This is a genomic window from Chryseobacterium elymi (assembly GCF_003385495.1).
Taxonomy (GTDB): domain Bacteria; phylum Bacteroidota; class Bacteroidia; order Flavobacteriales; family Weeksellaceae; genus Chryseobacterium; species Chryseobacterium elymi.
On sequence record NZ_QNUH01000004.1, the window covers coordinates 277,799 to 297,023 of the forward strand.

General features: G+C 34.0%; 18 protein-coding genes. 3 read left to right on the plus strand and 15 right to left on the minus strand.

What is annotated here, in order from left to right; all coding sequences use genetic code 11:
• Positions 1-5: 5 nt before the first annotated feature.
• Together DRF60_RS06725 and DRF60_RS06730 are read left to right on the plus strand one after the other, a co-directional pair.
• Positions 6-1,385, plus strand: coding sequence for a RagB/SusD family nutrient uptake outer membrane protein (locus DRF60_RS06725; RefSeq protein WP_116011327.1), 1,380 nt, complete (start codon positions 6-8; stop codon positions 1,383-1,385).
• Positions 1,385-2,881, plus strand: coding sequence for a TlpA family protein disulfide reductase (locus DRF60_RS06730; protein WP_116011328.1), 1,497 nt, complete (start codon positions 1,385-1,387; stop codon positions 2,879-2,881). Before DRF60_RS06725 ends, DRF60_RS06730 begins: the two co-directional genes overlap by 1 nt.
• Before the next feature lie 88 nt (positions 2,882-2,969).
• Here DRF60_RS06730 and DRF60_RS06735 read toward each other — a convergent pair whose 3' ends face one another.
• From DRF60_RS06735 to DRF60_RS06765, 7 genes are all read right to left on the minus strand, one after another.
• Entirely contained in the window at positions 2,970-3,227 is a 258-nt protein-coding gene (locus DRF60_RS06735) for a DUF6520 family protein (protein WP_116011329.1), read from the minus strand.
• Positions 3,228-3,762: 535 nt separating this feature from the next.
• The gene (locus DRF60_RS06740; protein WP_116011330.1) at positions 3,763-4,032 is read right to left on the minus strand and encodes a DUF6520 family protein; all 270 of its coding nucleotides are present in this window, start codon (positions 4,030-4,032) and stop codon (positions 3,763-3,765) included.
• Between the two features lie 100 nt (positions 4,033-4,132).
• On the minus strand, positions 4,133-4,579 hold the full coding sequence (locus DRF60_RS21880) for a MauE/DoxX family redox-associated membrane protein (RefSeq protein WP_116011331.1): 447 nt from the start codon (positions 4,577-4,579) through the stop codon (positions 4,133-4,135).
• A gap of 268 nt (positions 4,580-4,847) precedes the next feature.
• Positions 4,848-6,935 carry a type IA DNA topoisomerase gene (locus tag DRF60_RS06750; RefSeq protein WP_116011332.1) on the minus strand — a complete coding sequence of 696 codons (2,088 nt, stop codon included), beginning with the start codon at positions 6,933-6,935 and terminating at the stop codon, positions 4,848-4,850.
• Positions 6,936-6,946: 11 nt separating this feature from the next.
• Complete coding sequence (locus DRF60_RS06755) at positions 6,947-8,398, minus strand: DUF4099 domain-containing protein (protein WP_116011333.1); 1,452 nt, start codon at positions 8,396-8,398, stop codon at positions 6,947-6,949.
• A 78-nt stretch (positions 8,399-8,476) separates the two neighbouring features.
• Positions 8,477-8,791, minus strand: a complete 315-nt coding sequence (locus DRF60_RS21550) for a helix-turn-helix domain-containing protein (protein WP_111959399.1) — start codon at positions 8,789-8,791, stop codon at positions 8,477-8,479.
• Positions 8,792-9,024: 233 nt separating this feature from the next.
• The gene (locus DRF60_RS06765; RefSeq protein ID WP_116011334.1) at positions 9,025-9,873 is read right to left on the minus strand and encodes an RteC domain-containing protein; all 849 of its coding nucleotides are present in this window, start codon (positions 9,871-9,873) and stop codon (positions 9,025-9,027) included.
• 383 nt (positions 9,874-10,256) lie between these two features.
• Between DRF60_RS06765 and DRF60_RS06770 the strand changes: the two genes are divergently transcribed.
• Entirely contained in the window at positions 10,257-10,475 is a 219-nt protein-coding gene (locus tag DRF60_RS06770) for a hypothetical protein (protein ID WP_123902654.1), read from the plus strand.
• A 77-nt stretch (positions 10,476-10,552) separates the two neighbouring features.
• On the opposite strand, the gene DRF60_RS06775 is transcribed toward DRF60_RS06770, so the two are convergent.
• The 8 genes from DRF60_RS06775 to DRF60_RS06810 all read right to left on the minus strand — a co-directional run bounded on the left by DRF60_RS06775 (position 10,553) and on the right by DRF60_RS06810 (position 19,142).
• Positions 10,553-10,891 carry a helix-turn-helix domain-containing protein gene (locus DRF60_RS06775; RefSeq protein ID WP_116011336.1) on the minus strand — a complete coding sequence of 113 codons (339 nt, stop codon included), beginning with the start codon at positions 10,889-10,891 and terminating at the stop codon, positions 10,553-10,555.
• 127 nt (positions 10,892-11,018) lie between these two features.
• Positions 11,019-12,188 (minus strand): site-specific integrase, encoded by a 1,170-nt coding sequence (locus DRF60_RS06780; RefSeq protein ID WP_116011337.1) that lies wholly within the window; start codon positions 12,186-12,188, stop codon positions 11,019-11,021.
• 101 nt (positions 12,189-12,289) lie between these two features.
• A complete protein-coding gene (locus DRF60_RS06785) occupies positions 12,290-12,895 on the minus strand; it encodes a helix-turn-helix domain-containing protein (RefSeq protein WP_116011338.1) in 606 nt (201 codons plus the stop codon).
• A 261-nt stretch (positions 12,896-13,156) separates the two neighbouring features.
• Positions 13,157-14,542 carry a tRNA uridine-5-carboxymethylaminomethyl(34) synthesis GTPase MnmE gene (gene mnmE, locus DRF60_RS06790; RefSeq protein ID WP_116011339.1) on the minus strand — a complete coding sequence of 462 codons (1,386 nt, stop codon included), beginning with the start codon at positions 14,540-14,542 and terminating at the stop codon, positions 13,157-13,159.
• A gap of 117 nt (positions 14,543-14,659) precedes the next feature.
• Complete coding sequence (locus tag DRF60_RS06795; protein ID WP_116011340.1) at positions 14,660-15,238, minus strand: NAD(P)H-dependent oxidoreductase; 579 nt, start codon at positions 15,236-15,238, stop codon at positions 14,660-14,662.
• Positions 15,235-16,257: a saccharopine dehydrogenase family protein gene (locus DRF60_RS06800; RefSeq protein WP_116011341.1), complete on the minus strand. Its 1,023-nt coding sequence runs from the start codon at positions 16,255-16,257 to the stop codon at positions 15,235-15,237. Before DRF60_RS06800 ends, DRF60_RS06795 begins: the two co-directional genes overlap by 4 nt.
• Positions 16,258-16,318: 61 nt before the next feature.
• Positions 16,319-16,885, minus strand: coding sequence for a Crp/Fnr family transcriptional regulator (locus DRF60_RS06805; protein WP_116011377.1), 567 nt, complete (start codon positions 16,883-16,885; stop codon positions 16,319-16,321).
• Between the two features lie 487 nt (positions 16,886-17,372).
• Entirely contained in the window at positions 17,373-19,142 is a 1,770-nt protein-coding gene (locus DRF60_RS06810) for an aminopeptidase P family protein (protein WP_116011342.1), read from the minus strand.
• Positions 19,143-19,225 lie beyond the last annotated feature (83 nt).

Below are 19,225 nucleotides of genomic sequence, written 5' to 3' on the forward strand. Positions count from 1 at the left end.
AAGCGATGAAGAATATTATAATTTACACAATAGGTTTACTAGTACTTTCTGGTTGTAAAAAGCAGGATGACTGGCTAAATAAAAAATCTAATAAAGCAGATATCATTCCGTCAACTGCCGATGATTTTCAAGCACTGTTGGATAACACAGATATAATGAATATAGGTTATCCGGCAATAGGTGTTATTGGGGCGGATAATTCTTATGTTTTAGAGCAAATTGCTACAACTTCTGGAACAGTACCAGAGAGAAATGCTTATAAGTGGGCTAAAGACATTTATGAAGGGAACTTATTTGCAAGTGATTGGACGAAACCATATAGGGTTATTGAATATGCTAATGTGGTGATTGAGGGTGTAGAGAATGTTAAAACTACGGATAATAAATTATTAGAGATCAAAGGAACTGCTTTGTTTTTTAGAGCGTTTGCTTACTATCAATTAGCGCAAATTTATGCGAAACAATACACAGAAAGCTCTGCCAAGACCGATTTGGGTTTGCCTTTAAAATTGAATTCAGATGTCAATCTTTTACCAGACCGTTCTACAGTAAAAGAAACATATAACCAAATTATTCAAGATTTGCATGATGCTGAATCACTATTACCATCAAAGGTAAGTTTCAAGACCCGCCCTTCAAAGTTTGCTGCACAAGGAATGCTTGCTAAGGTATATTTTAATATACAAGATTATCAGAAAGCGCAAGAGTTTGCCAATAAGGTATTAACAGAGACTGCTGAGCTTATCGATTTCAACACTCTAAGCACGACAGCAAATTTTCCATTTCCTACGATCCGAAATAATAATTCAGAGATTTTATTTTATGCTGAAACAATCAATTATACTTTAAATAGTCGTCAAAATATGGCAGTTGTTAAAGATCTGCTTGATAGCTATGAAGAAAATGATTTACGCAAAATAGTATTTTACAAGTTCAACGTAAATGGTACGGTCAATTTTGGTGGAAGATATTCAGGCGCAGGTGCATTATTCTGTGGGATAGCGCTAAATGAGATTCTATTAATTCGAGCAGAATCATCTGCAAGAATGGGTAACCTTCAAGAAGCATTGGACGATTTGGATCTCCTACTTAAGAACCGTTGGAAAAAGGAAAATGGTATAAGTATGTATAAAAATAAGTCGGCCAAGAATTCGGAAGAAGCGCTATCGTTAATCATTTTAGAACGTAGGAAAGAGCTTCCCTTTACTGGAAATCTACGATGGGAGGATCTAAGACGGTTGAATCTTGATAGCAAATATGCAAAAACTTTGTATCGAAATATAGGAGGACAAAACTACAATTTGGAACCCAATAGTTCAAGATACATATTCCCAATTCCACCTGTAGAAATTAATTTTCATCCATTAACTCAAAATATTAGATAATGAAAATTTTACTTACGATAATATCTTTTTTTGCCGTTTTTAATATTGTCCACTCGCAATCAAATAAAAAGCTTAATAATGATCTACGATCATATTTCAAAGTTGTTTTAAATGAAAATATAGTTGAAGATAGTGTATTATTAATATACCAAGACAACCAATGGGGAGATGTCAATGGTATTCCAAAAAGTGTGGTGAAGAATAAAGTAGGAAGAAATTTAATAATCACTTTCAAAAAGGATGACCCATTTATTTATGGTAATCTTACACTTGGAGAAGGAAATTATATTTTTAGCAAAAATATAATTGAACCTGGGGATAGTATAATTTTTACTGTACAAAAAGGAAAAATAGAAATTGATGGGATCGGAAAAGAAAAATATCAGTTTGCATCAGAAGTAAAATGTCAATTTGAGACTCTTGATCAAAAATGGGCAGACTCTTTATCCCAAGTGTCAAAAGGCTCAAATGATTTTACTGAAATTAATGTAAATACTATGAAGAAGGATCTAATAGATAAAAGGCAAATAAACGAAGAAAAAAAACAACTTGTATTAGATTTATTAGAAAAATACAAACCGCGTTTATCTGCTAAAATTTATGATATTCTAAAATTAGATTACCTTATTCAACTTGATGTTGAATATCTACAATTATTTAATACAGATATCGGTTATGTTGTTTTTAAAAAGCAGGAAAACGTAGATTCAAGCTATATGATTCTTGATAAAATTTACAATGACTATTATAAAGATCAAAATATAAATACTAGTGAAAATTTTGCACGATCCAGAAGTGTCACGGAATTTCACTCAGAAAAACTAAGAAATCATAAATTTCAGAATAAAGTATCTTTTAATTCTTTAAATGTTGTAAGGTATATTATTAATAATTACTCAGGTATTTTGAGAGATCGACTTCTTACTATTTATTTAATTAGAAAAAAGATCAATTCAAATAATGATTATTTAGCTGCAACTGATGCACTTAAATGTATTAAAACTCCATACTGTAGAACATTACTTGAAAATTTGAAAGGTAATTCTACACCTGGAAGTAAAGCATTTGAATTTTCATTAGTTGATTCATTAGGAAAAACAGTTAAACAAAGCGATTTTAAAGGAAAAGTAGTTCTATTAGACTTTTTCTTTACAGGTTGTGGAGGGTGTAAGATTTTAAATAATCAGATGACAGATATTGTAAACTATTATAGTAACAATAGTAACATACAATTCATTAGTGTAAATGTGGATAAAGATATGGAAAAATGGAAAAATTCACTCCGAACCTTAGAATATACTCATAAAGGTAGTGTTGATCTATTTACGAATGGATTAGGTTCAAATGCAGAAATAATCCGCCATTATAATATTGTTGGGTATCCCACATTAATTCTAATCGATAAGGAAGGAAAAATAATTAGTACTAAACCTCCTAGGCCATATGATGAAAAGCATAAATCTGAACTTATTCAATTGATTAATAGTGCTTTGTGAATATTAAAATAAAAATTACAGCGACAATTAATTATGATTTTTTTTGGAATAGAAAGTAACGGGGGCTGCTGCCCCCGTTAACTTTAGTTTACTCCGAGATCCAAGAGGCATTTCTTTGATTTGGAGTAAAATTTGCGGGATCTGTATTGTTACCAGAAGGGTTTGTTTTTGTATAATCACAAATATTTTGCGATTGTTCACAATGACCCGGGGGTAAAGTTGATTTCAGTACGTAGGTTGAACCTTGTAATACATATTCTCCTGCAACAGCTTTATTACTTGCTGTAAAAGCACTTCCAACGGCAAATATTAATGCCGCTCCTAATAATAATTTAAAATTTTTCATAACAAAAAGTTTTGGTGTGCTGCTTACTCTGGTTTGAAGGTTTTCAGCTTCCCCTTATTTTGGACCTAATAATTTTAATTCACTTATACTGATATAAATTATTCTAACTGGTTATAAATTAAATGATTGGATAATTTTTCTAGTTTACTCGAATTTCGGTGGCATCATCATATTGTAATGATTTATTGAAAAAATATCAAAATAGCTCTTTAGTAGCTAGTACGACTTTTAATTTTTCACTTCAAGATACGATGGGGAATATAGTGACAAAGAGATTAATATGGGAAAGTTACAGTCCGTTAGAAGTTTAAAATATTCTCATAAAGGAGGTCTAACTCGATATACTAATGTAATGGTCAAGAACATGTGTATATATCGGTTATTCCGGGCCAAGACTATCCAACAGTTTTGATTATATCAAATTTGGAAAGCTCCCAAGTTTAGATCCGTCTAGGCACTCTAAAATAAGAGAGATTGAAATAATAAATTCACTAAAAATTTAAGGTGCTATTTATGATAGCACCTTAAATATTTTTTATTCTTCACCTTCAACCCATTGGGCATTTCTCGTATTAGGAGTGAAGTTATTTGGATCTGTATTACTGCCAGATGGATTAATTTTGGTATAATCACAAATTTGACTTGGCATTTCTCGGCATTCTCCAGCAGGTCGATTTGTTTTGAGCTCGTAAGTATTTGGAGCGATTAACACATATTCTCCTGCAAAAGCTTTGTTGCTAGTAGTAAAAGCGCTTCCAACGGCAAATAGTACTGCCGCACCTAATAATAATTTAAAATTTTTCATAATAAAAAGTTTTTGATTTGTTGCTTACTCTGATTTGAAGGTTTTCAGCTTCCCCTTATTTTGGACCCAATAATTTTTAATTCACTTATACTGATCTAAATTATTGTAACTGGTTATAAAGTAAATGATTGGACGAATTTTTCTTGTTTACTCGAATAGCTAGTAAAGTGATTACAACGAAAAAAAGGTTAAAAATTAAATGTTGTGGCCATGTTAGATTTTTGATGACACCTCCACATGAACATGGCACATACTCAAAGACATCAAACAGAACTAGCGCTGTATAAATTGTAAATAAGCTCATTAAAATTAATGATGCGTATAATGCCAGTAACCTTGTTTTTTCAAATATGAGTCCTAAAACTATTCCTATTTCAGTAAGTGGAACTAACCATCGCAGAATCGGGGTTAAACTGTTTGGGAATGGTTGATTATTTAAGTCATAAGTGAAACCCTTAAAATCCACAAATTTGCTCACTGCTGTATAAAGAAACAATATCACCAGTAGCAGAACAACAATATCTATAATTAGTCTTTTATTTCGCATGGCTTACTTTATTTGTTAATTTTTGAAGGATTATGCTTTAATTATTTCTTTTCGGCTTCATTTCACAAGCTTCCTTCAATTGAAAAATCATATCGTGAACAAGACAAATGTAAAGTTGTATTTCATTGTGAAGCAACACTTTAATGTGCTAATTCAGGAATTAGCACCGCTAGATTTGTGCTACCATTGATTAACATTACGTTTAAAATTTCACGGAAATTTGAATAAAAAATAAAATGGTGACATTTTAGCCACCATTTAAACTGTATTATTTTCTCTTTTTTTTCGGTTTTGCAAAATCAAATGATGTCTTCCCATCTTCATCTAGTAAAATATACGCATCAAACTTGTTCCCGGACCTGCTTTTCATTCCTCGTATAAGGGATGTTTTCTTTTTTAAAATCAAGTTCTCTATTTCTTTATCACTAAGTGTAACCTCACAAACAGATTTAAATTGAATCCATTGGCAATTTTGATCAGGACATTTAACAACATAATCATTAAAAATTAAATTATGATTTTTGCATTTTGGGCATTTTAAAGCTGGAGTATTGGCTACTATAGTTGTAGATGATAATTCCGAAGTGATACTTTTAGCGTAATCCTCCATTTCCTTTTGGAATACCTGTGAATCCAATTCGTTGTTTTCTATTTTTTGAAGAGCTAATTCCCATTGGGCTGTCATTGATACATCAGCGATTTTCTTTTCCTTTACAAGTTCATAAACTTGAAGTCCTTTTTGGGTAGGGATTAGATTTTTTTTGTCTCGTAAAATATAATTCCGATCAAATAAAACTTCAATTATTGCTGCTCGCGTGGCAGGAGTACCAATACCAATATTATCAAGCGATTTTCGTTCTTCTTCATTCTCAATCTGTCTACCTGCATTTTCCATTGCTGATAAAAGACCAGCCTCAGTATACAGTGCCGGTGGTCGAGTTTTCTTTTCTAAAATACTTCCTTCTTTAATAGTGAGTGAATCACCTTCTTTTAAAATTGGAATGTCCATTAAAACTTCCTCCTGCGTGTCCTCATCTTGAAAATGATTTTGTATCGCACGCCAGCCGGGATCTATAACTCGTGCTCCTTTCAAATTGAATTCATAATGTAAGGATTCAAGTTTTATGTCTGTAATTTCTTTAGTGCATTGATAGCAAATGGCTTCAAGGAGTCTTAGGGCAATCATATCATAAATTGCATTTTCCTTAGTTGAAAGAGCAGAAGGAATTTTTTCTGTTATCAATAATGCATGATGATCAGTAACCTTTAGATCATTAACGATCCTTTTATTAAATCGACCCCATTTAACATTGTTTATTCGTTCTTTATATCCTTCTCGATTTTCCAGCGCTCTTACCAAATCTGGTATTTCCGGCCAGATATCGTTAGAAATATACTTGCTGCCAGTTCTAGGATATGTAATGAACTTTTTTTCATATAGGGTTTGAGCAATCGATAAGGTTTCTTCCGCTGTAAGGTCTAGTTTCTTGTTGGCTTCTTTTTGCAGAGCAGTAAGATCAAAAAGTAATGGTGGCTGTTCATTTGAATTACGAGTAGTTACAGAATTTACAACTGAATTTCCAACACGCTCGATGGATTTCATGACCTCCAACGTTTTATCTTTATCTTTCCATTTATCTTTGGAGATGCTAGAAAAGTTCATTCCATCTTTTGAATATTTAAGTTCTAATTGCCAATAGGTTTCAACTTTAAAATTTTTATTATCTATGTATCTCTTGCAAATTAAACTCAATGTCGGAGTTTGAACTCTCCCTAAAGAATAAATGCCATTTTGGGCTTGCAATGAAAGTGCTTGCGTTGAATTTATTCCTACCAGCCAATCAGCACGGCTTCTGGCTTGGGCGGCAAAGAATAATCCGTCAAAATCATATCCTGGCTTTAAACTAGCAAAACCTTGATGGATGGCTTTTTCTGTTAATGAACTAATCCAAAGCCGTTCAAATGGTTTTTTACATTTCAAATAATCATAGATATACCTGAATATGAGTTCACCTTCTCTTCCGGCGTCGGTAGCAACGATAATGCTTTCACATTCTTCAAAAATCGTTTCTATAATTTTCAACTGCTTTACTGCACCTGGATCATCCAGATACCCTTTATCTTTCTTTACTTTCCTTACTGTAAGTTTGAATGGATCTGGTAAAATTGGTAAACTTTCCTTTTTAAAGCCTGTTATCCCATAATCTGATGGCATTGCTAAGGAAATCAAATGACCTATTGCCCAGGTGACCACATACCCATTGCCTTTGAGGTATCCATCATGCTTTTCTGTAGCCCCTAGAAGAGATGCTATTTCGCGGGCGACACTTGGTTTTTCTGCTATTACTGCTTTCATATTTTAGATTTTTATGATGCTCTGCGACCTCTTTTTTTAGGAGCATTAGATACCCCATTTTGTTTATTCTGCTGCGTTTTATTGCGAAGTGATGTTTGTCCTGACTTTAATGGCTCGTTAATATTCTTTGTAGCTACATTTGTTTTACCCTCAGAATTAACTGCAACTTCCGTTTTTTGAGTTTCTGCAGGGGTTGACTTTTGCTTAAGATTATTGGGATTTTTAAAATTAAAGTCTAACTTCCCACTCTCTTTATTAAGCCAAACATATCCAGGATATTCTTTTCCTGAATCATTTTTAAAATCAGTAATATATACTGTTTCGCCGTTTGAAATCTTATTGTACTGGTCGAATGTAAACTCTTTCCTTCTGTAAACTTTAGGTATCTCAGTGGATTGACTTTGAGAATTTACCTGATTTTGCATTTTAGCATTACCTTTATCAAACTGAAACTCGATATGGCCTTTAAATGCATTAAATTGAATTTCTCCGTTAAACAAAGAATTACGCTTTGAAAGCATTCCTTCAAGGTATATTGATTTCCCCTCCAATAACTCTTTTTTTTGCTCCGGTGAAATTGTCACTCCCTTGATCACATCATCAATTTGAATGTTTGCTACTGAATAAGCAACCACTTGCTTTGTATCCTTATCAAGGCTTATTAAATGAGGCAGATGAGTTTTACCGTCTTCCGTCAGATTAACAGCTCGTCCCATGTTTCCTTTTTCCAACAAGTTAGCCTTGTCTTCATCTGTAAATTGATGGCCAAAAAACGGTTTATCCAATTCTATTTCATTCTTCTTTGGAAGCATGTTAAAGACAGCCTTACCATTTTTGCCCATTTCAAGCCAAAGTTTGCCTTCTGTATCGAGTTTTTGATTTCCGACTTTTACTGATATTGGAAGCATTTCGGCTGTTTTGAATCCTTTTAATAGAGAATCAAGTAGACCAGTTTCGGCGAAATCTTCCCGTGTCCAACCAAAATTTTGAAGACTCTTCCAGTCAATTTTGTCCACTGAATAGCGGTTGCTATTTTCAGGTTTGTTTTCTTGTTGTGCCATAGTATTATTACTATTTTGTGGGTTTATAATTTCTTTAAGACCTTTCAAAAGATCTGCTCCTTCAAGTTTTGCGGAATTAACAAACTGTTGCATTTTTTTTGCTATCAGTACCGCACTCTGAATCGGGACTTTAAAAAAATTAAACCGTGTAGGATTACTAATCTGGCTAAAGAAATTCCTTAAAAAATTGGAAAGCATATCTTCATTTTTATTAATTTTCAAAAATGAATTTTCCTTTCTTTTTGTCGGATCTACCGTTTCTAATTCATCCTTCTCTCCAGATTTTTTCTTAATACCCTTTACAGCCATAATTTTATTGGTCTCCTTATCATGCACAAGTAATGTATCCGTTAAATCATTTACCTGATCTGATTTGTGCGTTGGTGATTGATTATTGCTCATAACATTAATACTTTATAAAATCTCAGATCAAGGTATTTTATATATTGATACGAACCTGTATGTTGGAATTAGAAGGAACTATTCGTCTGTCATTTTCCTTTTACGTTTGGTTGGAGTATTGAAACTGTCCCGAATAAATTGGTGAACATCCGACAATTTGTAATACAGTTTACCGCTAATAGTGTAATAGAGTAATTTACCTTCGGACCTGTATCGTTGCAAAGAACGATTACTAATTTTCAGCATTTGAAGTAGATCTTGATTGTCAAGTAATTCTTCTCCATCAATTGCATTATTATTTTTTTTCATTTCTCTTACACTTTGGGAAATCAAATCAAATCGATCCATGATTCGTTCCATCCAGGCTATAAATTCTAATCTGTCAATATTCATATCTGATCATAATTATTTGTTCTGATACAAATTTCTTCGACATAAAAAATATAATCAGCCAAGTTTACGGCAGCAGTACCAAGAGAAATGAAAAATATTTATTTTTTTTATTACTGCTAAAATTCATTATAAAAGGTATCACCAATGATCTAGAAAAATTAGGAAACTTGGTAGACCTTGGCAGATCTTGGCAAAAAAAAGACAACCATTTGGTTGTCCGTTATTTTGAATGATTAAAGATTTTTATTCATATATTCTTCCAAACTTACTTTTAGATAATCTAAAAATGCTGTCTTACTTCCGGCTCTAACTTTCATGCGATGGAATGCATGATGGAAATCTCCCAATTCGATCTGAAATAGTGTTTCTGTTATTGCACTAATTTTTGATATAGCCAATCTTCCATTTGATAAAGACCTTGCTGCATATAAAGCATAAATTAGTTCTATCAAAGCATTTTTGGAATCGGTCCAGAACATATCATCATAATTTATGTAAGTTAAGGACGTCGATTGACCTTCAGATTCAGGATTTAATCTGTTTCTTATGTAGTTATATAAAAGTTCATCTGCGATAATATGGGCAACTTTGTAATCGTAGTATGTAGAAAAATGTGGATCAATTTCAAATACAAAACTATTCAAGCCTTCCATAATATCTATATTCCCCAGCGAGAAATACTTTTCATCAAGATCCTCTCGACCTGATTTAATATATCGGTAGAAATCTGAATCTACGAAATGCTCTTTAAACTCTTTGTTTAATTTATCTAATTCATTTTCAAAATACGTTTTGTAAAACTCGCCACCTTTGGCAGGACAAGATGTTTCAATCCTATAAATCTTATTGTAGTATATAAGTTTTCCAAGAATCTGAGGTTTAATGTTCTTGAAAAAATTAATCTCCTGTTTTTTATCAATAAATCCTTTTTCTGCGACAAGATTTTTAGTTTCATTAAGTAATTCTTGGAGGACAAAAGTCATTTGGTTAGCTTCTTTAATTGCCTTTTCCTTATCTAGTGTAATTTTGTACTCTTGAATTTCAATACGTTTTACTATAGTATCATAAATTGATTTTATCATGGTAAAAATATATTACTAAGGTTCGTAAACTATCAGGTCCAGTGATATCAGCAATCTTAAAAATATAATATTTTTTCCCTACGTCGCGAAATATTTAATTTCCTTATTAATTATTCATTATATATTTTTTACTAATAACATCCATTCAATACGTGCGTTTCTTTTATAATATTTATGTGTTTATAATTTGATTGTAAAGCAATTTAAATTAATGTATGGTGTAATTATTTGCTATTTAATATTTGAAAGTATTAAGTCAATATTCGTACACTACTGTGCAGTTACCGTATAAGTCAAAATCAGTTTTATCGGCTCTAATGAAATGTGAACAATAATCGAATTTTATTGTTAAGGTCTTATTACTTAACCTGTTTCCTGTTATTGTGGCTAAGAGAAAAAAAACGAGGTACAATTATGAAATGCTTACTAATGCATGTTTTATAGAAATAGAAGGGTTAGACCTTGAAAATATAAAGAAAATTATGGAAAAGGAAGATAAACCTGTTTCTGATGAAGAAGCAGAGGAAATAGGTGAGTTTTTGAAACTTCTAACAAGCATAACCATTAAGGAATTTTTTTCCCCTAAAAACAATTTGGAATAATTCATTTTCATAAAGTTTATAAAATAATAATCCTTCCAAACCTTATATTTGGAAGGATTAAAATGGGGGATACTTTACTACCACCTTTTCTTTTCCATTTTTTTTAAAAAATCTTTTCCGTTTTCATGTAATTCATTTAAAGACTTTTCTTTACCCTCTTGAATCCATTCTAATAATTCTACTTTAGAAAAATGGAGCCTATTGCCTTTTTTATAAAATGGTATCTCGCGTAAACAGACCTTTGAGTAAAGTGTTGGCAATGATAATTTCAAAATCTTACATGCCTCTTTTGCTCCAATAAATTCAATATCGTTCGATTCCTTTTGAATTCGATCCAATAAAATGTTTTCTATACTGTCCAATCTTTCTTCAATTCTTTTAAGAATATTTGGCATTTGGTCAAATGTGTATTCCATAATTTTCTATTCAATTTAAAAAGACAGAGGGGATTATATCCATAAATGGCTTTGACTGACGCAAATTGGCCTTCAAAGGTAAACGCTATGGTAATTTCTATAGATATTAAGGCAAACCAGCACAACTTTAGATATTAATAATATCTTTTGGATTGTCACACTTTTCCAGATCGACAATGTTCTTGCCGATGTCAAATAGATTGATCTTAATTTTTTCAGAAGCTTCTTTTTTGAGACTGTCCACAATCTTCGCGTATATTTGAGTAGTTTTGATATCCTTATGACCTAATAGTTTTGAAACGGTATATATCGAAGTTCCAGCTGCAATTTGTAATGTTGCAAAAGTATGCCTAAAACCATGAAAAGTAAAATGTTTCTCTATGCCCGCATTTGCTAACCATTTTTTTAATTCAGCAACTGTGTTATGGTAATTTAAACCTTCGAATACTCTTGAATCAGAGTTACCTCTTGGCCCTAATAATTTGATCGTTTGATCTGATACTGGATGATACTCTGCATTTTCTGTTTTTTCTTGGTTGTAAACTATGTAATAATTTCCTTCTGTGCCGTGAATCTCACTCCATAATAACTTTTCTACATCCGAATATCTGAAACCCGTCATCGCTGAAAATAGTCCAGCTTTTTTTACAATGGGATTGCCGCATTTTGCATTTGCCATTCTTTGCAATTCTTCCATAAATAAAAATGGACGATGTGTTTCTTGGGGAGTGATACTGTCTATTATTGAGCCTAAATCTGTTGGGAGAAAACGTTTTTTAAAAGCTTCTTTCAATGTTAATTTGAATCGTCCATAATAGGCTACAGCTGTATTTTTCTTGATTGTTTTCCTACGTCCTAATGCGGGACAGGTTAATAAGTAGTCAGCATATTCTTCGCATAGGGTTTCATTAAGCTCGTTGAAAGGTATTTTAGGACCCACAAAAGTCTTAAAATATCTAACTGACATTACCCAGTTATAACAGTTATTCCTCTTTCTGGCTTCCAGTTCAAAGAATTCGATAAAGTTTGACTTCATCTTTTCCTCAGAAATAAAATCGAATCTTTTACTTTGTAATTCTATATGGCGCTGGGCTCTTACATACTCGGCCAGAGCTAAAGTTTCTTTATTAAACTTCCTTTCGTTGTCATTTTTAGGACGATTATATATGAATAATTTCAGGTAATGCTTTCGTTCCATTTTACCTGTTTCTGGATTATATATTGGAGGCCATATGTCCAGAAATAAAGATTGTCTACCTTTAGATATAGGTTTTTTTCTTAGTGTTACTTTTGACATAATCTTTGATTTTAGAGTAATATAAATACTGAATGATAAAGACCAGATTTACTGGTTGTCTAAGGGGATATTTGGCGTTAGAGTTCCAAATAAATAGATAATTACCCACTATAAATACCTAACTGAATCCTCTTTAGAATATGTTCAATTTTAACTCTAGGTACATAAACAAATTTTCCCTTTTGGAATTTGGGAATATTATGTCTTACAATAAGATTTTTTAAAGAAGTTTCTGAAATGCTATATTCTTTTTGAATTTGTCCAATGGTAAAACAATCTTTTAGTGGTGTCCATTCTAGGTTTTCCAAATCTTCCGTTGGTTTTTGATCTACCTTTGGTTTGATTTCAAACAATGCATCAATATCTTTCTTTAATAGACGTATCTTTCTGATTGATAAATTAGCTGCTGGAATACTGCCGCTCTTAACCATTCGATAGACTGTTCTCTTATCACATTTCAGCAATGCAGCAGCTTCCTTGATTGTTAAATAATCAAGGGTTTTAAGTGCAAAATAAGAGTTAGGATCTTCTTTAGGTTTTGATTGGGTTTTGGGAACTAGCTGAGTTGCTTCAGTTAATTTTTCCCTAAGTTCTCTAATATTAAGCTTATAAGCTCTCGAATTACAGGTTTTGCTACAGTATTTGGTAACTGTTGTTTGGGCAATAAATTCAAGCCCACAATGGTCGCAAATCTTCTTGATTTTCATAATATTTTATTTGTGGGAGGAATAATTTGGCTTAAGGTGCATTACGGTACATTTAGGTACAATAAGATGCAATAAGATACCTTAAGTGACATTACCTCACCCGGGTTAAAAAAAATAAAATATTATTGATTTGAGGGACAAATAGGGGACAAAACTGAGTAAAACTAACCAAACTTAGAAAAACTCTTACAAAATTAGAAATTCTATAAGTAATTAATAATCAATCGTTTGGTTTGTTTTAGTTTGTTTTATTTGTTGTACTTATTTGCCGATACAAAACTTCGAAAAAATATTTCCCAGCACCTCATCATTCGTCACTTCACCGGAGATTTCACCAAGATGTTCCAAAGCATTTCTCAGTTCATAGGCCAGCAGCTCTGTAGAAATCTGGAAAGAAATAGCTTCTTTTACTTTATGGGTAGCCTCCAAAGATTTACGAAGGGCTTCAAAATGTCTTTGGTTGGTAATAACCACATTATTTTCCTGAGACTTTAGCTGCTCAACATAGGAAGACAGTTCATTTTTAAGGTCCTGGATATTTTGGTTTTCTACAGCGGATATTCTGATAAAATCAAATTCCTGGGTAATTTCATTTCTGAAAATGTCTTCTACAGCTTCATATTTCGGAGGCAGTACTTCGTCAATTTTTGTGGCACAGATAATCAGCTTCAGATCGTCTCTCTGTAAAGATTTTATCATTTCAATATCCTCAGAATAATCTTCTGTAGCAGCATCTGCAAGGTAAACCAGAATATTAGCATTCTCCACTTTTTCCTTCGCTTTTTTCACTCCGATTGCTTCAATTTTATCCTGGGTTTCACGAAGTCCGGCCGTATCGATCAAACGGAATGCGTGCCCTTTGATGTGCAGCACTTCTTCGATGGTATCCCTTGTGGTTCCGGCAATATCACTGACGATCGCCCTTTCTTCTTTCAATAAAGCATTTAATAAGGTTGATTTTCCGGCGTTCGGTTTTCCGATGATGGCAACTGCTGTTCCGTTTTTGATGGCATTTCCATATTGGAAACTTTCAATCAGAGAATCTAATTTTAATTCGATCTTATCCAGCAGTCCGTTAAGAGCCGATCTGTCCGCAAACTCTACATCCTCTTCAGCAAAATCCAGTTCGAGCTCAATCAGGGAAACAAAATTCAGAAGATCTGTTCTCAAGATCGATATTTCATTGGTAATTCCTCCTTTCAGCTGATTGATCGCTACTTTTCGGGAAGCTTCATTTTCAGAAGCAATCACATCGGCAATGGCTTCTGCTTGTGAAAGGTCTATCCTTCCGTTGATAAACGCACGAAGAGTAAATTCTCCCGCTTTGGCCATTCTTGCCCCGTTCTTAGTCAGAGTTTCCAAAATACGTTTTCCGATATGGGGTGAGCCGTGAAAAGCTATTTCCACAGAATTTTCTGTAGTAAAACTTTTCGGAGCCAGAAAAATAGAAAGCATCACTTCATCAATAGCTTCCTCACCATCCATAAAATACCCGTAATGGATGGTATGAGACTTCTGCTTTTCCAGTTTTTTGCCCGGAAAACTCTTCTGGACAACCGATAAAGCGTCATTCCCTGAAACCCTGATAATCCCTAAAGCCCCTACTCCATTGGCTGTAGCCAGTGCGCAAATCGTATCGTTATTCATGGTGCAAATTTACATTTTTTCAGGCTAACTTCTGATGGAGTATTTTATACAGATTGTCTATGACGTTGATTGGAGCTTTTGGATTTTCATCAATTGATAGTTTAGTTAAGTGACGGTTTACTTCTGCCGTTTTCCTAATTCTCTTACTTTCTGAAGCCATCCGTTACGTTGTATCTCGGTAGAATTTCGTATGACACCTATATAAGTAACCTTCACCGGTTTTACACCACAGAATTCCAGTATTGATTTTTTTAGCTGATTAATGCTCGGCTTTCCGTAAAAAAGCCGGTAATACCATCCCGGCTGATCCAGTGTTGTAATGATGTGGGCTGTTTTCCCTTTCAGCAGCTTATCCCACCAAACTGAATTTTCCCTGTAACGGTAGGCAAATCCCGGAAGAAAAAGCCTGTCAATAAAACCTTTCATCAAAGCAGGCAAACCACCCCACCAGACCGGATGTATCCAGACCAGATGATCTGCCCACTGTATAATTTCCCAGGCCTTCAACAGATCGGGTTCCAGCTCCATTCTTTTCTGGTATCCGAAGTGAAGAACAGGATCGAATTCCAGTTCGGCAATTACAATTTCTCTTACTTCAGCTCCTGATTGCTCAGCACCTTTTCTGTAAGCTTCAGCCATTCCAAAATTGAAAGAATTCTTATTAGGATGACCGTTTATAATGGCTATTTTTTTCATCTTGATATTTTTATATTGATGGATTCATAAGCTTTAAGCTTTTCCAGAAGTAAGGATGGCTGATGCAGCTGATGGCTGAAATACGTATTATTTTCATGGAAATTCTTCAACAGCTCTTCCGTATGAAGCACCGCAGAAAGTGCCGTTAATTCAGCCTGCCCTTTTGTGCTTTGCAGGCTTAATTTTTCATTCCCGGATTTAGTTCTTATAATAATCTCAAATACACTCTGATCGCCGTTTCCACTTGATCCGAAAATCATTTTCCTTTCTTTAAGTGATAAAATATTAAAAATTCTCACCTTTTGAAATGCTCCTAAAAGCCATGTGATGAACTTCGAATTATAAGTCATCTTCACACTTACATCAGGTATTTTTTCTATCTGATTGAGAATATATAAATCCGGTACATCAAAGTTATAAGCTTTTCTTTTTCCTATTCCAAACGAAAAATCAAAATCTTCGGAATCTAAAAAATGTTTTATGGAAACCTGTCTGTTATTTTCATATCTTATAAAAGGTTTGGCTACATTTTCGGCCATAAAATGTGCTGAACTTTCTCCTGCGAGATCTTTCACGGAGTAATACACAAAAAGCTTCACTTCCTGAATATCGTTTGTATTACCTGAAAGTGTTTTTACCAATCCGTTGACGATACCTCCCATCCATCCGGAGCTGAATACAATCCTGCTCTGTACATCACCTTTTTTAGCAATTGCGTACGCCTTGACAAGGTCTGGAGTCGGCTTGGTGATATCCAGATAATCTATTTTATTTTTGATGGCAAAACGGAGAATGTTATCCTCTTTATCATTCACAGAAAGAATGACCATATCCATTTTCTTTTCCAAAATTATCTGGAAAGTCCCGGGATCCGTAACATCAATTTTAAGATAATTGCCTGTTCCTTCTTTTCTTCCACCAATGAAAATATTGACCTGGGGATTTCTTGATTTTAAAATCCGGATAATTGTTTTACCTACAAGGCCGTTTCCTCCAACGACCAGAATATTGTGCTCCATAATATTTTTTTTACAAAATTATAGAGCTGTAATGCCGTGACGCAGGACAAATGTCTAAAAATTATATGATCGTTTCTTTTCTGATTCTGCTGAGATGTCTCTGTGTAATTCCTAAATAAGAGGCCAAGTACTGCAGAGGAATTTTCTGAACATAATCGGGCTGATTGCCAAGAAGCGTTTCATATCGCTGCGATGCACTGTCTCTTTGGAGCTGAAAAAATCTTTGCTCAAGCTCAAGATATTCCTGTTCAGCTATCATCTTTAAAAATTTTGTCCAGTTGAGATCATCTTTTATCAGATCATCTATGGCATCTTTTTTTAAAACCAGCAAATCGGCATCGGTAATAGCCTGCATATTTTCCCTGCTGGGACAATCTGAAATAAATGAGGAATAACTGGCCATTAGCTGATTGGGAAACCTGAAACAGTAGGTCATATCCTTTCCACTATCCGAAATATAATAGGAACGGAAAATTCCTGATATAATAAATGCTATTTCCCTGCATTTGTCACCTTCCTGCACAAAAAAATCATTTTTATACACTTTTCTGGTTTCAAAAAGCTGCAAGAAATCTTTAATCTCATGGTCTGAGAATATATTAAAACTCCGGAAATAGTTTTCTATCATATTTTTCAAATTGTACTTAGAACCCTGAAAGTTTCTCTTCAGCTCGTTTTTTGCAAAATTAAACAAATACGAAAGCGGCTGCAAGCCTTTGAAATTTTCTTTGATGCTTATTTTAACTTTAAGCCTTTTGAGTATGATTATATTCAAAATTTGAATGTATCCACCTGTCTGTTAGAAATCTTATCCGATGATGAAAAATAAAACCATTTCAGAACGAAATGGTTTTACCTGCTTTGAATTTAATGAAGATATGAAATGATGCATTTTATTTACACAAAGATAGATGGTCCCCCATGATATTCTTTCAGGGGAATCCCTAAAATTATATCCGTGAAAATACGGTTGCATTTATAAAAAAGCCCTGCGGATTTCTCTGCAGAGCTTCAGAATTTATCTAACAATTATTAATGTTCAAAGTATAAAATTCAATGTTTAAGATTCAAAATTGATTGTTAATCATTGACTATTCACCATTTACATTTACCTATTAAAGCGGGCTTACCAGTCCAAGGAACCATGTTTTAATGTCTCCCTCAAGGTAAGGCCCAATTTTTTCTTCACATGTTCTGTGATAGTCATTCAGCCATTTAATTTCTTCTTCTGAAAGAATTTCTTTTACAATAGTATCTTTAAAGAACGGGCAGAACGTAAGGGTTTCAAATTCATAAAAGGTTCCGTGAATTGTTTTTTCTGCTTCTTTTACAGCAATCAGGTTTTCGTGTCGTATTCCGTATTCTCCTTCAAGATAATATCCTGGCTCATTGGAACATACCATTCCCGGTAGAAGATCCTGCGGATTCATATCTTTTCTGATGCTCTGCGGACCTTCATGAACGTTCATGAAACTTCCTACTCCATGGCCAGTTCCATGATTGAAGTCTTTCCCTTCCATCCAAAGGGGAAGCCTTGCAATGGCGTCAAGGTGAACACCTTTTGTTCCTTTCGGGAACTTTACCATAGATAAACGGATCAGCCCTTGAAGCACTAAAGTGGAATTTCTTTTGAACTCATCGGAAACAGCTCCCAGCGCCAGGGTTCTTGTAATATCGGTCGTTCCTTCCAGGTACTGACCTCCTGAATCTACCAGAATACTAGCATCATTCGTAACCTCTTTACTTCCTTCATTTTTTGCTGAATAGTGCATGATAGCCCCGTTATCCTTATATCCTACAATGCTGCCAAAGCTTTCTCCAACGAAGTTTTCTCCTTCCGCACGAAAGCCTCTTAGTTTTTCACCGATAGAATATTCATTCATACTTTCTTTTCCTGCATTATGGGTCAGCCAGTAAAGGAATTTCACCATGGCAACACCATCCCTTACCATTACTTTTCTGAACCCTTCCAGCTCGGTTTCATTTTTCTGAGCTTTCATCAGGTTACCGGGAACCGGAGCTTTTATAAACTGGTTATTTTCTTTTAAAGTTTCAATGATCATCTGATTACTGTTTGGAGAAACCAGGATTTTTTCATTTTTGAAGGCTTTCAGATAATTGTAAAACTCTTCATAAGGCATCATTTTCACAAAAGAATCATCCATTTGTTTTCTTGCCCCCACTTCCAGTTTTTCGAGATCTGTGAAGAGCACTGCATCATTTTTGGTAATGACAATATATCCTAAAAATACAGGATTGCTTTGTACATCGCTTCCTCTTAAATTCAGTGTCCACGCTACATCATCGAGGCTGGAAATAACATGAACAGTAGCTTCCTGGTCTTCCATTTTCTGACGGATAGCTCCCAGTTTATCTGTAACAGATTTTCCGGCTCTCTCTACAGGATGAACAAAAATAGGATTTTTTGAAGGTGTGCCTCTGTCTTTCCAAATCTCCTTTAATAACGGAAGATTTGTTAAGGTAATATTTTTTGACTGTAATTTTTGTGAAATCAGCTCCCAATTGGCATTGGAAGTGGCAACAGCATTAACCGCTACTTTTCCGCCTGCAGGAATCTGGGAAATAATCCAGTCTATATAATTAGGAGTTCCTTCCATTCCGTCTTTGAAAAGATCGATTCCTGAACCTTCCAGCTCAATGGCAGCCTGGGTAAAGTATCTTCCGTCCGTCCAAAGTCCTGCTTTGTCCTTCGTAATTACCACAAAACCTGCAGAACCTAAAAAACCCGACAGCCAGGCTCTTTCCTGCCATTCTTCGGGCAAATATTCGCTCATATGCGGGTCTGCAGAATATACAATAAATGCATCAACATTATTTTTTTGCATTTCTTCACGAAGTGCAGCCACTTTTTCCTTTGAAGTCATTCTTTTCTTTTTTAAACACCGAAAGTTACGAAAAAATTGAGGTTCAGAAATGAATTCCGTCCTGTATTTTCGTTAATTATCTG

Coding starts and splice junctions, on each gene's coding strand:
- DRF60_RS06765 (WP_116011334.1), bottom strand. CDS start 9,873: ATGATAAAATCAATTTATGATACTATAGTAAAACGTATTGAAATTCAA.
- mnmE (WP_116011339.1), bottom strand. CDS start 14,542: ATGAATAACGATACGATTTGCGCACTGGCTACAGCCAATGGAGTAGGG.
- DRF60_RS06780 (WP_116011337.1), bottom strand. CDS start 12,188: ATGTCAAAAGTAACACTAAGAAAAAAACCTATATCTAAAGGTAGACAA.
- DRF60_RS06740 (WP_116011330.1), bottom strand. CDS start 4,032: ATGAAAAATTTTAAATTATTATTAGGTGCGGCAGTACTATTTGCCGTT.
- DRF60_RS21550 (WP_111959399.1), bottom strand. CDS start 8,791: ATGAATATTGACAGATTAGAATTTATAGCCTGGATGGAACGAATCATG.
- DRF60_RS06785 (WP_116011338.1), bottom strand. CDS start 12,895: ATGAAAATCAAGAAGATTTGCGACCATTGTGGGCTTGAATTTATTGCC.
- DRF60_RS06755 (WP_116011333.1), bottom strand. CDS start 8,398: ATGAGCAATAATCAATCACCAACGCACAAATCAGATCAGGTAAATGAT.
- DRF60_RS06810 (WP_116011342.1), bottom strand. CDS start 19,142: ATGACTTCAAAGGAAAAAGTGGCTGCACTTCGTGAAGAAATGCAAAAA.
- DRF60_RS21880 (WP_116011331.1), bottom strand. CDS start 4,579: ATGCGAAATAAAAGACTAATTATAGATATTGTTGTTCTGCTACTGGTG.
- DRF60_RS06795 (WP_116011340.1), bottom strand. CDS start 15,238: ATGAAAAAAATAGCCATTATAAACGGTCATCCTAATAAGAATTCTTTC.
- DRF60_RS06805 (WP_116011377.1), bottom strand. CDS start 16,885: ATGATAGAAAACTATTTCCGGAGTTTTAATATATTCTCAGACCATGAG.
- DRF60_RS06800 (WP_116011341.1), bottom strand. CDS start 16,257: ATGGAGCACAATATTCTGGTCGTTGGAGGAAACGGCCTTGTAGGTAAA.
- DRF60_RS06725 (WP_116011327.1), top strand. CDS start 6: ATGAAGAATATTATAATTTACACAATAGGTTTACTAGTACTTTCTGGT.
- DRF60_RS06775 (WP_116011336.1), bottom strand. CDS start 10,891: ATGGAATACACATTTGACCAAATGCCAAATATTCTTAAAAGAATTGAA.
- DRF60_RS06735 (WP_116011329.1), bottom strand. CDS start 3,227: ATGAAAAATTTTAAATTATTATTAGGAGCGGCATTAATATTTGCCGTT.
- DRF60_RS06750 (WP_116011332.1), bottom strand. CDS start 6,935: ATGAAAGCAGTAATAGCAGAAAAACCAAGTGTCGCCCGCGAAATAGCA.
- DRF60_RS06730 (WP_116011328.1), top strand. CDS start 1,385: ATGAAAATTTTACTTACGATAATATCTTTTTTTGCCGTTTTTAATATT.